At 41.6% G+C, this 14,827-nt stretch carries 12 protein-coding genes and 1 tRNA gene; 10 read left to right on the forward strand and 3 right to left on the reverse strand.

Annotated features, from left to right (window positions below):
* Positions 1-136: 136 nt before the first annotated feature.
* Positions 137-210, reverse strand: a tRNA-Met gene (locus U1E44_RS07750).
* Positions 211-346: 136 nt separating this feature from the next.
* Here U1E44_RS07750 and U1E44_RS07755 point away from each other — a divergent pair.
* Both U1E44_RS07755 and U1E44_RS07760 read left to right on the forward strand, forming a co-directional pair.
* A complete protein-coding gene (locus tag U1E44_RS07755) occupies positions 347-730 on the forward strand; it encodes an START-like domain-containing protein (RefSeq protein WP_322930495.1) in 384 nt (127 codons plus the stop codon).
* 62 nt (positions 731-792) lie between these two features.
* Entirely contained in the window at positions 793-1,638 is an 846-nt protein-coding gene (locus U1E44_RS07760) for an aminotransferase class IV (RefSeq protein WP_322930496.1), read from the forward strand.
* A gap of 107 nt (positions 1,639-1,745) precedes the next feature.
* Here the strand turns inward: U1E44_RS07760 and U1E44_RS07765 are convergent, their stop codons facing one another.
* Together U1E44_RS07765 and U1E44_RS07770 are read right to left on the reverse strand one after the other, a co-directional pair.
* Entirely contained in the window at positions 1,746-3,083 is a 1,338-nt protein-coding gene (locus U1E44_RS07765; protein WP_322930497.1) for a GntP family permease, read from the reverse strand.
* 15 nt (positions 3,084-3,098) lie between these two features.
* Positions 3,099-4,829: an IlvD/Edd family dehydratase gene (locus U1E44_RS07770; RefSeq protein ID WP_322930498.1), complete on the reverse strand. Its 1,731-nt coding sequence runs from the start codon at positions 4,827-4,829 to the stop codon at positions 3,099-3,101.
* A gap of 174 nt (positions 4,830-5,003) precedes the next feature.
* Here U1E44_RS07770 and U1E44_RS07775 point away from each other — a divergent pair, with 174 nt between their 5' ends.
* From U1E44_RS07775 to U1E44_RS07810, 8 genes are all read left to right on the forward strand, one after another.
* The gene (locus U1E44_RS07775) at positions 5,004-5,750 is read left to right on the forward strand and encodes an SDR family NAD(P)-dependent oxidoreductase (RefSeq protein ID WP_322930499.1); all 747 of its coding nucleotides are present in this window, start codon (positions 5,004-5,006) and stop codon (positions 5,748-5,750) included.
* Between the two features lie 228 nt (positions 5,751-5,978).
* Positions 5,979-6,473: a heme-binding domain-containing protein gene (locus tag U1E44_RS07780; RefSeq protein ID WP_322930500.1), complete on the forward strand. Its 495-nt coding sequence runs from the start codon at positions 5,979-5,981 to the stop codon at positions 6,471-6,473.
* A 272-nt stretch (positions 6,474-6,745) separates the two neighbouring features.
* Complete coding sequence (locus tag U1E44_RS07785) at positions 6,746-10,156, forward strand: ThuA domain-containing protein (RefSeq protein ID WP_322930501.1); 3,411 nt, start codon at positions 6,746-6,748, stop codon at positions 10,154-10,156.
* A 31-nt stretch (positions 10,157-10,187) separates the two neighbouring features.
* Positions 10,188-11,078 carry an EboA domain-containing protein gene (locus U1E44_RS07790; RefSeq protein WP_322930502.1) on the forward strand — a complete coding sequence of 297 codons (891 nt, stop codon included), beginning with the start codon at positions 10,188-10,190 and terminating at the stop codon, positions 11,076-11,078.
* A gap of 1 nt (position 11,079) precedes the next feature.
* Positions 11,080-11,988 carry a TatD family hydrolase gene (locus tag U1E44_RS07795; RefSeq protein ID WP_322930503.1) on the forward strand — a complete coding sequence of 303 codons (909 nt, stop codon included), beginning with the start codon at positions 11,080-11,082 and terminating at the stop codon, positions 11,986-11,988.
* Entirely contained in the window at positions 11,988-12,890 is a 903-nt protein-coding gene (eboC, locus tag U1E44_RS07800; RefSeq protein WP_322930504.1) for a UbiA-like protein EboC, read from the forward strand. Before U1E44_RS07795 ends, eboC begins: the two co-directional genes overlap by 1 nt.
* 11 nt (positions 12,891-12,901) lie before the next feature.
* Positions 12,902-14,071, forward strand: a complete 1,170-nt coding sequence (locus U1E44_RS07805; protein ID WP_322930505.1) for a 3-dehydroquinate synthase — start codon at positions 12,902-12,904, stop codon at positions 14,069-14,071.
* Between the two features lie 266 nt (positions 14,072-14,337).
* A complete protein-coding gene (locus tag U1E44_RS07810; protein ID WP_322930506.1) occupies positions 14,338-14,697 on the forward strand; it encodes a four helix bundle protein in 360 nt (119 codons plus the stop codon).
* Positions 14,698-14,827 lie beyond the last annotated feature (130 nt).

Here is a 14,827-nt window from a genome sequence, read left to right on the forward strand (position 1 = left end):
GCGATTTAAATCTTTGAATAAGGTCGGAAGTAATTCCCTTATAAAATACATTATGGGATTCGGAATAAAGTATGTAAACAACAAACTCGCACATAGTATTAAAAAAAGCTACCTCTTGCGAAGTAGCTCTTTTGCGTAGCGAGAGGGGGGCACGATCCCCCGACCTCCGGGTTATGAATCCGACGCTCTAACCAACTGAGCTACCTCGCCTACTCATTTTTTAAAATGGCTGCAAATATAAAGTTTAATTTCTGGACCATCAAAATAAGAACCGCAAAAATAAAATGAGCTTTTATTTTTTTATCTTTTAGAAATCTATATATTGCCCAAAAGAAATAGCATTGGCATGAGCGATAAAATTAAGTTTGAAATTGAGTTTGTAATACAGGCTTCGCCGCAGCTTTTATACCAGTATTTATCAACGCCATCGGGTCTTTCCGAGTGGTTTGCAGAAAACGTTAATTCTAGGGGGGAGATCTTTAGCTTTATATGGGACGATTCTGAAGAGGAGGCCAAACTTTTAAAAAGGAAGAGCGATGAATTTGTGAAATTTGCGTGGACTGCTTTGGACGATGGTAGTTTTTTTGAAATGAAGATCATTGTAGACGAAATAACCAAAGATGTGTCCTTGTTTATTACCGATTTTGCCGATCCTGATGAAGTGGAAGAGGCTAAGATGCTATGGACCAATCAGGTATCCGATTTAAAGCAGGTTTTAGGATCGGCCTAGAGGTTGCGCCAAATTTTCTTTAAAGAATACTATATTTGGCCTTGAATTTTCAAGGCTTTTTTATGGTTAATTTTAATGGGCAACTTTTTAACGAACTTCATACCTTTCTTTCGTATAAAAATCGAGGATTACGCTATGGTGATGCCTTATTTGAAACTCTCAGAACACGCGAGGGTAAAATTATTTTTTGGGAAGATCACTACCTGAGACTCATGGCTTCTATGCGCATGTTGCGTATGGAAATTCCCCTGAATTTTACCATGGAATTTCTAGAAGAACAAATAACCGGCACGCTACGTGTAAATGGGTTAGATACGGTTTCGGCACGGGTTCGATTCACAGTTTTTAGGGATAGTGATGGACTGTACCTACCCGATCAGAACGATATTGCATACATTATAGAGGCGCATCCACTAACGCACCCTTTCTATATTTGGACTAAAAAATCCTACGAAGTGGAACTTTTTAAGGATTTTTACGCCAATGCAGATCTGTTGTCTACCTTAAAAACGAATAATAAAATGCTTAATGTCTTGGGCAGTATCTATGCTAAAGAAAATGGGTATCAAAGTTGTTTGCTTTTAAATGGAGCAAAGCAGGTTGTGGAGGCCTTACACGGAAATTTATTTTTGGTACAAGGTGCGACTATACGAACACCTCCTATAAGCGATGGAGCTCTGAACGGAATTATCCGTAAAAAACTGCTAGAAATAGGTAAGAAGCTCGATACGTATAGCATAGAAGAAGCTTCAATATCGCCTTTTGATCTCCAAAAAGCCGACGAACTTTTTATCACGAATGCCATTATAGGCATACAACCTATTACCAAATACAGAAAAAAAGAATTTGCCACTACAGTAGCTCAAGAACTTTTAGGGAAACTGAATCTGTTAGCGCGATTACACTAAGTTCAATCAAAGTAAATCTTAACAACATCATTGGAAACCAGTTTCAGATTTGATTTTTAAAATAGACCCCAAAACGTCTCATTCAACTCACCCTGCTAAAGACCCATTTAGAAAATCATCGAGGCCAAATAAATAAAGAAACCGGCGGCAAGACCCACCACTAGGGTTCCAAGGGTATAGGCTTTATATCCTGTTTTAATATCGATGCCGGAGAATTGGGTCAGAATCCAAAATCCGCTGTCGTTGGCGTGAGAGACGACCATAGCTCCGGCGCCTATTGCGGAGACTACCAAGGCCTTATCCAAATCGGAAACAAACCCCAGTGCTGGTAATAGCGGCGCAATGATGGATGCGGTGGTAATAAGGGCAACGGTAGACGACCCTTGCGCTGTTTTTATGGCTGCACAAAGTAAAAATGGCAGCCATATACCAATATGCGCGCCCGAAAGCGCATCGGCCATAGTAATGGCAATACCACTATTCTGTAAAATAGTGCCAAAAATACCGCCCGCACCGGTGATTAATAAAATATTCGATGCATCGCCCATTGCCTTTCCTACCCATCCTGTGGTAGAGAGGATTTCTTTATCCAGTTTTTTGGGGAGTAAAAGTGCAAATAAAAGACCTATTAACAAGGCGATTACCGGCGAACCTATAAAATTGATGATTGCAAAAATGAGGCCGTTGCTACTCCCTTCCTCGGTTGTAAATTCCATAATGGATTTACTTATAATAAGGGCAATAGGCACAAGAATTGGCAAGAAAGATTTCAGGGCACTTGGTGCCTTCTTAATTTTTTCCGCAATAATGTCGTCCGATAAATCGGGGTTGGGATCGATATAGTATTTGGCAGCCACGTGTTTTGAATATAGAATGGCTACGAATAAGGATAAAATACCCACAACCAATCCAACCATCATGACCAATCCTACGTCGGCACCAATTATCCCTGCCGCGGCAATGGGCCCCGGCGTGGGCGGTATTAACACATGAGATACCATTAGTCCCAACAGTAAGGCCACAGCAGTGCCCACAATGGAGAGTCCGGCACGTTTGGTTAAACTTTTATTTAAAGGGGTGAGAATGATAAAACCACTATCGGCAAACACAGGTATGGAAACAATAAACCCCACAATACCCATGGCCGCATGCACCCTTTTTTTACCGATAACACTAAGGACAATTTCAGCGAGTTTAAAGGCACCCCCGGATTGCTCTAGAAAGGCACCGATAATAACACCTACTACGATGACGATACCTATTTTACCTAAAGTGCCCCCAAAACCCGTATTAATAGATTCTACAATTTTTTGCAAATCCATTCCTGAGCTCAGCGCAAAAAATAGGGCTACTCCCAAAAGTGCCAAAAAAGGATGTACATTCCATTTTACGGTAAGTAGAATAAGAAGCCCGACACTTAAAAGTAACAACAAAAAGGAGATCATAATTCGTGATTTTGTTTAGTGTGCATCCCGCGTTACGGCTTCTGTTGATTTCCCCCGAAGAAAATCAAGATCGGCGCCAAGATGCGCTTGCTGCACTGTTTTTGTGTATAGACTTACATACCCTCTTTCCAATACCGGTTTTGGGGCTTCCCAAGCAGTGCGTCGTTTTTGAAGCTCTTCTTCGCGGACTTCCAAATGCAATTTTCGGCCCGGGACATCCAGAACAATGTAATCACCGGATTGCACCAGACCCAAAACCCCTCCAATGGAGGATTCGGGCGAAACGTGTAGTACTACCGTGCCAAAGGCTGTACCACTCATTCTACCATCGGAGATGCGTACCATATCTTTAATTCCTTTTTGAAGCAATTTCTCCGGAATTTCCATATTACCTACCTCGGGCATTCCGGGATACCCAACCGGACCCACCCCTTTTAGAACAAGAACACTATCTTTGTCTACTTCCAATTCAGGATGGTCTACATTGGCTAAAAAATCTTCAATAGTTTCAAAAACCACGGCTTTCCCCCGATGACTCATTAGTTCGGGCGTTGCCGCAGAAGGTTTAATAACGGCACCATTTTCACAAAGATTTCCGTAAAGTACCGCAATACCTGCTTCTTCCAAAAATGGGGTTTCAATATTCGCAATAACCTCCGGATTGTAACATTCTGCTTTTTCGTTGTTTTCGCCTATAGGTTTACCGTTTACGGTTAGGGCATGGTTATGCAGGTGAGCTTTCATTTGTTTAATGACTACGGGGAGACCGCCGGCATCAAAAAAATCTTCCATTAGAAATTTACCGGAGGGCATTAAATTGACCAAAAGTGGAATTTTACTTCCGAGGGTATCAAATTCCTTCAGATCTAACTTCACACCAATTCTTCCTGCTATGGCCAGTAAGTGAATGATGAAATTGGTAGATCCACCCACGGCGGCATTTATTTTAATTGCATTTTCAAAGGCCTCTTTGGTTAGTATTTTAGACAATTTTAAATCCTCTTTAACCATAGCCACAATGCGCCGACCAGAGAGTTGGGCCATCACTTTTTTACGCGAATCTACTGCAGGTATTGCAGCAGCCCCTGGAAGCGTAAGGCCAAGTGCCTCAACCATACAGGCCATGGTTGATGCGGTACCCATGGTCATACAATGACCTGCGCTGCGTGCAGAACATATTTCGGCTTCAGTTTGATCCTCAGGAGTAAATCCTTCATTTTTTATTTTGTCTTTTAACGTCCAGACAAAGGTTCCCGAACCAATACGTTCTCCTTTGTACTTTCCGTTAAGCATGGGGCCGCCGGGCACAACAATGGTGGGCAAATCTACACTGCATGCGCCCATGACGGTGGAAGGGGTGGTTTTATCACAGCCTGTTAATAGCACAACACCATCGAGTGGATTCGCTCGGATGGATTCCTCGGTATCCATACTGGCCAAATTTCGAAAGAGCATGGCTGTAGGACGCATGAGTACTTCACCCAAACTGGTCACCGGAAACTCAAAGGGTACGCCACCGGCCTCTAGGACTCCTTTTTTAACAAATTCAGCAAACTCCCGCAAATGCCCGTTACATGGCGTTAATTCGGACCAGGTATTGCAAATTCCAATGACGGGTCTTCCTCGAAAATAATCGTCCGGATACCCCTGATTGCGTAGCCAAGAACGATGAATAAATCCTGATTTTGGGTCTTTTGGATTAAACCAATCTTCGCTCCTTAATTTCTTTTTAATGTCTTTTGCCATGTATTCAAATTATATTTCGAAAATTACTACTTTAATTTGTGAATATGATAATTAAGGAATGAAAGTATCCACTTTATCACAATAATCAAAATAGAAGTGTATTAAATTCATAGGGTTGTCATTCAGATTCTACGTATCTTAGACGTTTAGAACACAACAACGAATGTACACCATATGAATCAGCAATGGCAACATAAAACAGCCGTAATTACCGGAGCAGCTAGCGGATTGGGAAAAGCGTTAACACAGCAACTTTTACTATTTGGAGTTAAGGTAGCTGCCCTAGACATAAATAAGGATATCTTAAATCCTTCTTTTTTTGGAAGCCATGAACAAGTGTTTCCTTATGTCGTTGATTTGGTCGATGAAACTGCCGTGAAACAGGCATTTGAAGATTTTTATCAAAACGTTTCCCGAATAGATATCTTAGTAAATTGTGCCGGCATCACGGGGGTTACCAATATAAAGAGTCATGAGGTAGCCTTGGCCGACTTTAATCGGGTTATGGCGATAAATGTAGTGGGAACGTTTAATAGTTTTAAAGCGGTTGTTCCGCATATGCTACGTAATAATTATGGCCGTGTACTTCATGTGGCGTCTATTGCGGGCAAGGATGGTAATGCCGGTATGCTAGCCTATTCTACCTCTAAAGCTGCGGTTATAGGGATGACCAAGGTGCAAGGTAAGGAGTATGCCGAAACAGGAATTCGAATAAACGCCATTGCTCCTGCGGTGATACAAACGGAAATGTTAGATGGGATGCCCCAATCGCAAATCTCTTATATGACCGACAAAATACCCATGAAACGCTGTGGTACCCTAGAAGAATTTGTAAACGCCGCCTGCTTTATTATTTCGGACGACAATAGTTTCAGTACCGGATTTACTTTTGACCTTAGTGGAGGAAGGGCTTTGTATTAAATTCGAGATTTATGGTTGATACATAGGAACGTATCCATTATAGGTTGTTTTTCTTAAAAACCTTACATTTTATCCAAGGTTAGGTAACGACCAAATGAATATTTCATAACTTTGGGTTAAACCTTTTAGGTATAAAATCAATCCAATAAAAATGGGGTGTGTTTTTATTTTTTTGAGACGAAACCCATGTACCTTTCTAGAAATTAAATAATTTAAATAGGAGTTGTTATGTTAAAAAAAATAGGCATAGGCTTGGCTGTTGTGTTTATTGGGATTCAATTTATTCGTCCTGAAAAAAATCTTTCCAACGATCGTACGTACGACATAGGTCAAAAATACGCAGTGCCAGAAGAGGTAAACGCCATTTTAAAAGTTTCCTGTAATGATTGTCATTCTAATAAAACGGAATATCCGTGGTATGCAAATATACAGCCGGTAGCCTGGTGGCTCAATGATCATGTGGTAGATGGGAAACGCCATCTCAACTTTTCTAGTTTTACCAAGCTTCCCATTGCGGTTCAAAACCATAAGTTTGAAGAAACCATAGAAATGGTAGAAGAAAACGAAATGCCGCTTCCGTCCTATACCAATTTTGGGTTGCATAAAGAAGCCAAACTTACCGATGCGCAGCGTGCCTTGGTTATTGAATGGGCAAAAGCGCAAATGACCCATTTAAAAAACACCTATCCGGCGGATAGTTTGGTGCTGAAACGAAGATCGTAACCCGCACCTAAAACCGGATGTAGTCCCTAACACAATGCAATAGGCTTTGCTACTTCGTTGTTTTGAAAAAGAATTAGGAGACAAATCGAGTTTCACTTGTACAAATGTCTCCTTACAAAACGGCTTATTTTTAAGATGGATCGCTTTTTGTTCAGAGGTTTGCCATCACAATATCGAGTAAAATCGTTAAGGAAAAATCAATTTCAATATATAATTGTTTCAATTTGATTACTTTTAAACGCTAAAATCAACAATTCAATCAAAACTAATTTATGAAAAATTATTTTTTAACGGCGCTCGCGTGCTGTTTGATTTTGTTTGTAGGCTGTACCGGCAAACAACGAGAGGGAAATGCAAAAGTATTGGTATTTTCCAAAACCATGGGTTTTAAACACGCTTCCATTCCCAAAGGGATTGAAGCACTTCAGAAATTGGGCTCTGAAAATAATTTTCAGGTAGATACCACAAAAAATGCGGCACTATTTACCGATGAAAACTTACAGCAATATTCGGCCATCGTTTTTTTAAGCACAACAGGCAATGTACTAGATGCCAAGCAAGAAGCTGCTTTTGAACGCTACATACAAGCAGGTGGCGGTTTTGTTGGCATACATGCCGCTACCGACACCGAATATGATTGGGGCTGGTATACCAAATTGGTGGGAGCCCAGTTTTTGAGCCATCCGTCCGGTACTCCCGAGGCGGACTTTATTATCACAGATCGCAATTTTCCGGCTACCGAATTTTTTACGGATACGGTTTGGCATCGCACGGATGAACTTTACAATTACAAAAACATGAACCCCGATGTAAATGTGATAATGACATTGGATGAATCTACCTATGAAGGCGGTCAAAACGGTGACCACCATCCTATAGCATGGTATCACGAATATGATGGCGGCAGGGCGTTTTATACCGGTGGCGGACATACAGACGAGAGTTACACGGAGGACTTGTTTTTAAAGCATGTATTGGGCGGTATTCAATACGCTATCGGCAAGAATGAAATTCTGGACTACGGAAAGGCCACTTCTCAAATTCCACCCGATACCAACCGTTTCAGTAAAGTACCTTTAGTAGGAGGTGATTTTTTTGAACCTACGGAAATGACCATATTACCCAATAACGACATTTTAATTGGGCAGCGTAGAGGTGAAATATTACATTATAGTGCCACTACCAACGAAATGAAGCAAGTGGCACTCTTAGATGTGTATTTTAAAACGTTACAGACGCCCGGAGTAAATGCCGAGGAAGGATTGATGGGGCTTCAAAAAGATCCCGATTTTGCTGTGAATAATTGGGTATATGTTTATTATGCGCCTACAGGAGAGGCATGGACTAATCGGTTATCGCGCTTTAAATTCATAGATGGTGTTTTTGATACCGCTACCGAGCAAGTTATATTAACGGTAGACAGTCAGCGCGAAATTTGTTGTCATACTGGAGGTTCCATAGCTTTTGGCCCAGATAATTTACTGTATTTATCTACAGGAGACAATTCTACTCCTTTTAATGAAAAGGATCAGAAATACGTAAATAATGGTTTTGCGCCTTTGAATGACGCTCCCGGGCATGAACAATTTGACGCGCGAAGATCATCTGCAAATACCAACGACTTAAGAGGAAAAATACTGCGTATAAAAGTCAACGAAGACGGTTCGTACGATATTCCGGAAGGGAATTTGTTTCCGGTAGGCACCGACAAAACCCGCCCCGAAATTTACACCATGGGGCACCGAAACCCTTACCGTATTTCGGTAGATCCCAAAAACGGCTATCTGTTTTGGGGTGATGTAGGACCGGATGCCCGAGCAGATAGTCTGGGTACCCGTGGTCCAAAAGGCTACGATGAAATGAATTTAGCGATTAAAGCCGGTAACTTTGGATGGCCTATGTTTATAGGAAACAATAGCGCCTACCATAACTACAATTATGAGACAGGCGTATCCGGAGAAGCTTTTGACCCGGCCAAACCGATTAACGATTCCAGAAACAATACGGGCTTACGGGAATTACCTCCTGCCGTTCCTGCATATGTGTATTATCCCTACGACGAAACCCCTAGTTTTCCGCAAGTAGGTACCGGCAGTAGGAACGCCATGGCAGGGCCTACTTATTATTCCGATTTATTTCCCAACGGAGGTAGCCTACCAGCGCATTACAACGGTAAAACCATTATTTATGAATGGATGCGTGGTTGGATGTTCGCTGTGAGTCTATTTAAAGATGGCACCTTTAATAAAATGGAGCCGTTTGCGTCTGACATTAAATTAAGTAATTTAATTGATATGGAGCTAGGACCGGATGGGCGCCTCTACCTTTTGGAGTATGGCAGCGGATGGTTCTCCAAAAACGACGATTCCGGTTTAAGTTATATTGAATTTAACGGTGGCAATAGACCTCCGGTAATCGATAATCTCATCGTGGATACAGACACCGGAAAACTTCCATTAACCGTAACCGCAAAGGTAACGGCAGAAGATTTGGAAGGCGACAGTGTATCCTATCTTTGGGATTTTGGCAATGGTGATACTAAGGAAACAACTGTTCCGGAAGTAGCCTATACCTATGAAAATGGGGGCGATTATAAACTGTCTGTTGAAGTTAAAGATACGAAAGGTGCCAGTGCCAATAGCAGTTCCGTGTCTATAGTGGCGGGCAACTCCAGACCCCAAGTTACTATAGATTTACAAGGCGGTAATTCTTCATTCTTTATAGCAGGACAACCCATTTCGTATAAGGTAAACGTTACAGATGCGGATGGTACCGAAGATATCGATTTAGATAATGTATTTGTTTCTGTAGACTATATGGAAGGCATGGATCAGGCCAATAATTCGTTAGGGCATCAACAGGTATCTGCTGCCGTTACCGGAAAGGCACTTACCGAAGGCATGGATTGCAAATCGTGCCATAAGGAGGCCGAAAAATCGATAGGCCCCAGTTATCTTCAAATCGCAGAGAAGTATAAAAATGACAGAAGAGCCACCGCCTATCTGCAAAAAAAGATTGTATCCGGAGGTTCAGGCGTTTGGGGCGAAGTAGCCATGGCTGCGCATCCTAACATTACAGATGATGAAACACGGCAAATAGCCTTGTATATACGATCACTGGCCGATAGTGGTGCCAAGCAAAAATCATTGCCATTAGAGGGGCGTATTGTGCCAAACCCGACACCTACAGATAATGCCCTTATCATAACAGCCAGCTATACCGATAAGGGTATAAACGGAATACGTCCGCTAACCGGAGTAACATCGATCGCCCTGCAAGGAAGCACGGTTAAATTTTCCGGAAAAACCAAGGTAGAAGGATTTTCTCCCGTTTCTTTCGGAGGCATGGATTTGTTAATACTTCCTTCTGGCGAAGGTTGGTTTGCGTTGAAGGATATCGATTTAAAAGGGGTTTCTTCGGTAGTGCTTACAGCAATGTGGCAACAAACACCAACCGCAGGGGCCGATTTTGAAATGCATTTAGATGCCCCGGATGGGCCATTACTAGGAAAAGGAAGTATGCCGAAACCGGCACCCGGTCAGCCGGCAGGAACAGTTACCATCAAGCTAGATAAACCGGTGGCCGATAAAGCCCAAGAAATTTATTTTGTGTACAAACCCAAAGCGGATGCCGAAGCTCCCGGAATGATGGCTTTTGTCAATGCCAAATTCAACGGAAAATAAGGGATGAATTTTAAAAAAAGAATACGAATTTTTGTATGAAGAGATAGGCATGGCAGCAGAAGAGAATAAGTTTCATTTTTTGGATCGCATCACGGAACTGAGGGCGTTGGTTACCGCCAATACCACTCCAGATGTAACCCAATGGATAGATGGAAAACTTCATAAAATTATATCGGAGACATCCACTAAAGAATTGTATCTCACGTATAGTCTTTTGGCGTCCAAACTTAGTGCAAACAAGCCACTTGAATCTTATGACGGGGGTTCTGTAGGAGCCTACCTTAAGGAACATCATGCCAATGCGCTAGAACTGGGTAGGTTATATCTTTTGGTTCATGTGCTGGAGAAGGATGATGCTTTTGTAACGCCCGTGTTGCACATTATCCAAATCGCAGATAAGGAGGAACTTATAACCTTTTTAAAGTATTTAATTATCCTGCCCGGGGCAGCGCGTTTTAAAACTGCAGCCGTGGAAGCCTTACGAACCAATATTGCAACGGTTTTTGATGCCATTGCCTTGCACAATCCATATCCACAGATGTATTTTAATGAACAAGAGTGGAACCAGATGTACTTAAAGGCCGTCTTTATTCAAAGGCAGTTAGAAGATATTCAAGGCATAGATGAACGGGCGAATGAAGATTTAGCCCGAATTATTTCGGACTATGCGCATGAACGATGGGCGGCATCCAGACCTATAAATCCGTATTTCTGGAGACCCGTAACCCATTTTCTAGAAGGTATACTATTGGATGATATGAGGCGTTTATTAAATAGTACAGATTCCTCCGATCAAAAAGCCGGAGCTCTTTGTTGTTATCACTCACGTAATCATATGGCAAACGTATTGTTACATGAGTATCCGGAATTAGTAGAAAGGATTAAAACTAAAAAGCTTAGTTGGGAAACCATAAATGATTGATATGAGCGATAAAATGAGGTTTATAGACCCACATGTGCACATGAGCTCCCGCACCACGGACGATTACGAAGCCATGGCAGCAGCCGGGATTGTTGCGCTAATAGAACCTTCTTTTTGGTTGGGACAAGCGCGAACACAAGTAGGTTCGTTTCAGGACTATTTTAGTAGTTTGGTAGGGTGGGAAGCGTTTAGAGCCAGCCAATTTGGGATAAAGCATTATTGTACCATTGGACTAAATTCTAAAGAAGCCAACAATGAAGCCCTAGCAGAACAAGTCATCGAACTATTGCCGTTGTACCTCCATAAAAGCAATGTGGTCGGTGTAGGTGAAATTGGCTATGACGACCAAACTCCTGCGGAGGATAAATACTTTCGACTACAATTAGAACTGGCCAAGGAACTCGATATGGTGGTGCAAATACATACGCCCCACCGCGATAAAAAGGCGGGTACCATTAAGAGTATGGAAGTTTGTATAGAACATGGTTTAAATCCTGCACGGGTAATCATAGATCACAATAATGAAGAAACGGTACAGGAGGTTTTAGATCGAGGTTTTTGGTCGGCATTTACCATTTATCCCAAAACCAAAATGGGTAATGAGCGCATGGTAGAAGTAGTCAAAAAATACGGAAGTCATAAAATCATCGTAAACAGTTCGGCAGATTGGGGTGTCAGCGATCCGTTGGCGGTTCCAAAAACAGCCTCATTAATGCTGCAACGCGGGGTGGCCAAAGAAGATGTGGTAAAAACGTGTTATCAAAATGCGCTGGACGCATTTGGACAGACCGGAAAAATGAAAGAAACCGATTGGACCGAAGCCAAAGGCATCGATCAAAGTGTGTTGTACAATGAAAATAGTGTGCTCCGCGGGCAGCAGCCAAGAATAGATGGTGAGAAGATCGTGTAATGAACGGGGTGCTTAAAGGCTATTTACGCCTAACAAGACCTGCCAATTTACCCACAGCCGTAGCGGATATTTTAGCAGGCGTTAGTATAGCAGGTGTTTTTAAAGATTGGGAACATATGCTTGCCTTTACTTCCGAAATGTGGAGTGCCGTGTTGTTTTTGATGCTATCCAGTGTATGTCTATATGCAGGCGGGGTGGTACTCAACGATTTTTTTGATCGTAATTTGGATGCCATAGAACGACCGGAGCGACCCATACCTTCTAAGGTTGTATCTGCACAGGGAGCGTTTAGTTTTGGAAGTGTTTTATTGCTTTTGGGAATTCTTACTGCTTTTTACGTTACTAAAAGCGCTGGTTTTATTGCGGTATTTTTGGCGTTGGCTATTCTAATGTATAACGCAATTTCTAAACATCATGTCATTTTAGGGCCTCTGAATATGGGGTTTTGCCGAGGATTAAATTTGCTTCTGGGCATGGCTATTTTAGGAAACTTTAGCTTTTGGCCTTTGGGTGGTATCCCTATTCTATACATAGCGGCTATCACCTTGGTTAGTCAGGGAGAAGTTCTTGGAGGTAATACACGCAATGTGGGTATTGCTGCCGTGCTTTATGGCGTGGTTATTTTAGGTATTTTAGCCTTGGGTTACCATAAATCAATTAATTTTGTGGTGGTATTACTTTTTGTAGCCTTGTTTGCTTTTTTAATCTATAAACCCTTACTAAAATCGTACAGACACAACAGTTCGGAAAATATAAAAGCCGCAGTGAAAGCCGGAGTAATAGCACTGATTGTAATGGATGCCGCATTGGCGGTAGCCTTTTCACATTGGTGGGTAGGCCTAATGATATTAATGCTTTTGCCTTTGTCTAAATTTTTGGCACGGCAATTTGCAGTTACCTAAACAAAAACAAAATGAATACGTTTGCACCTATAGATCAATCGTTTACCGTTAGTTATAATTACAAATTATTTTTTACGGAAGGTTTGTTTTCGATTGATAATCCACTGTTTTCCGGAATTTTAGCTACTTATACGTCCGAAGGTGCTACCAAAGTGCTATTTGTTATAGATGAAGGCGTCTCTCAAAAGCATCCACAGTTACAAGATCAGATTGTGGCGTATTGCGCTAATTATAAGAAAATTATACAGTTTCAAGGCAGTATTCTGGTGCCCGGCGGAGAGCAATGTAAGAATGGCTCGGAACAGGTTGACGCCGTTCTAAAGGCTATCGAGCAAAAACGTATATGCAGGCATTCCTTTGTAATTGCCATAGGTGGCGGTGCTGTTATTGATATGGTAGGTTATGCCGCAGCAATTGCCCACCGAGGCGTAAAACTCATTAGAATACCCACCACGGTATTGTCTCAAAACGATTCGGCTGTTGGCGTTAAAAACAGTGTTAATGCATTTCATAAAAAAAACTTTTTGGGCACTTTTGCACCGCCCTACGCGATTATTAATGACTTGTGCTTTCTTTCTACTTTGTCGCAGCGCGATTGGATTTCCGGAATTTCGGAGGCTGTAAAAGTGGCTTTAATAAAAGATAGCACATTTTATGAATTTATTAAAAGTAAGGCTACCCTCTTGCGTAAGCGCGAAATGGAACCTATGCACTATGTAATATATAAATGTGCTCAGTTGCACATGGAGCATATTGCGTTGGGTGGCGATCCTTTTGAAAGCGGCTCATCCCGACCACTCGATTTTGGGCATTGGGCAGCACACAAATTAGAGTACATGACCAATTACGAACTTCGGCACGGTGAAGCGGTTGCCATAGGAATGGCGATTGATATTACCTACGCCTATTTAATTGGATTGATTACGGAAAAGACACATAAAGGCATTTTAGAAGTAATGATGTCGTTAGGCTTCAATCTACACATTCCCCTAGCTACCGATGCAGAAATAGACCAACTGTTGAAGGGTATTGAAGAATTTCGAGAACATCTAGGCGGACAACTAACCATCACCCTTATTTCCGGTATCGGAATCAAAAAGGACGTCCATGAGATTGATGAAAGTCTTATGCGCAAGGCTATTGCAATGGTCGGATCTTTAAATAGCGTTAAAGCGGTATAAGATTTGTGGTTTTGCCGTGAATTTCAGGATATAATAAAAAAGTGAGTTTAGAAGATATTTAGATTGTAGCTGTTAGCCATTAGCCTTTAGCTGTTAGCAATAAAGTGTACTATTTAAAGTTTTCAGAAATTTAGGGCATTCATCCGAAGAGCGACGGATTATTGTAATTTTAGGAATAAAATAAAAGCCAAAAGCCAAAACCCAACAGCCAAAAGCCAAACGCCAAAAGCCAGCAGCCAAACGCCAACAGCCCACACCAAATCCACATGAAGAACTTTAAAAAATTAAAAATTTGGGAACAAGCAATGGAAGTTGTCAGGAAAACGTATTCACTATCTAAACAATTGCCGGCAGCGGAAAGGTATGGTTTAACCTCCCAAATTACCCGTGCTGCTGTATCCATTCCTTCAAACATTGCGGAAGGAAGCAGTCGTACAACGGATAAAGAGAAGAAAAGGTTTGCTGAAATTGCTTTAGGTTCTGCCTTTGAGTTAGAAACACAACTTTTGATAATAAAGGAAATAGGTTGGGCAAACGCCGAAGAGTGGGATAAATTGATGGAATGCCTGCACGTAGAACAACGAATGATTAACAGTTATATTAGTACATTAAAACGCAATAGCTAAAAGCTGTTGGCTATTAGCTGTTAGCAATAAAGTGTACTATTTAAAGTTTTCAGAAATTTATGGCATTCATCCGAAGAACAACGGATTATTGTAATTTTGGGAATAAAATAAAAGCCAGCAGCCAAAAGCC

This window comes from Aurantibrevibacter litoralis (assembly GCF_034651555.1).
GTDB classification, from domain to species: Bacteria; Bacteroidota; Bacteroidia; order Flavobacteriales; family Flavobacteriaceae; genus Aurantibrevibacter; species Aurantibrevibacter litoralis.

Bases quoted from the DNA above. Each gene is read 5' to 3' on its own strand.
- eboC (WP_322930504.1), top strand. From the start codon at position 11,988: ATGAACGGGGTGCTTAAAGGCTATTTACGCCTAACAAGACCTGCCAAT.
- U1E44_RS07760 (WP_322930496.1), top strand. From the start codon at position 793: ATGGTTAATTTTAATGGGCAACTTTTTAACGAACTTCATACCTTTCTT.
- U1E44_RS07795 (WP_322930503.1), top strand. From the start codon at position 11,080: ATGAGCGATAAAATGAGGTTTATAGACCCACATGTGCACATGAGCTCC.
- U1E44_RS07780 (WP_322930500.1), top strand. From the start codon at position 5,979: ATGTTAAAAAAAATAGGCATAGGCTTGGCTGTTGTGTTTATTGGGATT.
- U1E44_RS07770 (WP_322930498.1), bottom strand. From the start codon at position 4,829: ATGGCAAAAGACATTAAAAAGAAATTAAGGAGCGAAGATTGGTTTAAT.
- U1E44_RS07810 (WP_322930506.1), top strand. From the start codon at position 14,338: ATGAAGAACTTTAAAAAATTAAAAATTTGGGAACAAGCAATGGAAGTT.
- U1E44_RS07765 (WP_322930497.1), bottom strand. From the start codon at position 3,083: ATGATCTCCTTTTTGTTGTTACTTTTAAGTGTCGGGCTTCTTATTCTA.
- U1E44_RS07755 (WP_322930495.1), top strand. From the start codon at position 347: ATGAGCGATAAAATTAAGTTTGAAATTGAGTTTGTAATACAGGCTTCG.
- U1E44_RS07775 (WP_322930499.1), top strand. From the start codon at position 5,004: ATGAATCAGCAATGGCAACATAAAACAGCCGTAATTACCGGAGCAGCT.
- U1E44_RS07785 (WP_322930501.1), top strand. From the start codon at position 6,746: ATGAAAAATTATTTTTTAACGGCGCTCGCGTGCTGTTTGATTTTGTTT.
- U1E44_RS07805 (WP_322930505.1), top strand. From the start codon at position 12,902: ATGAATACGTTTGCACCTATAGATCAATCGTTTACCGTTAGTTATAAT.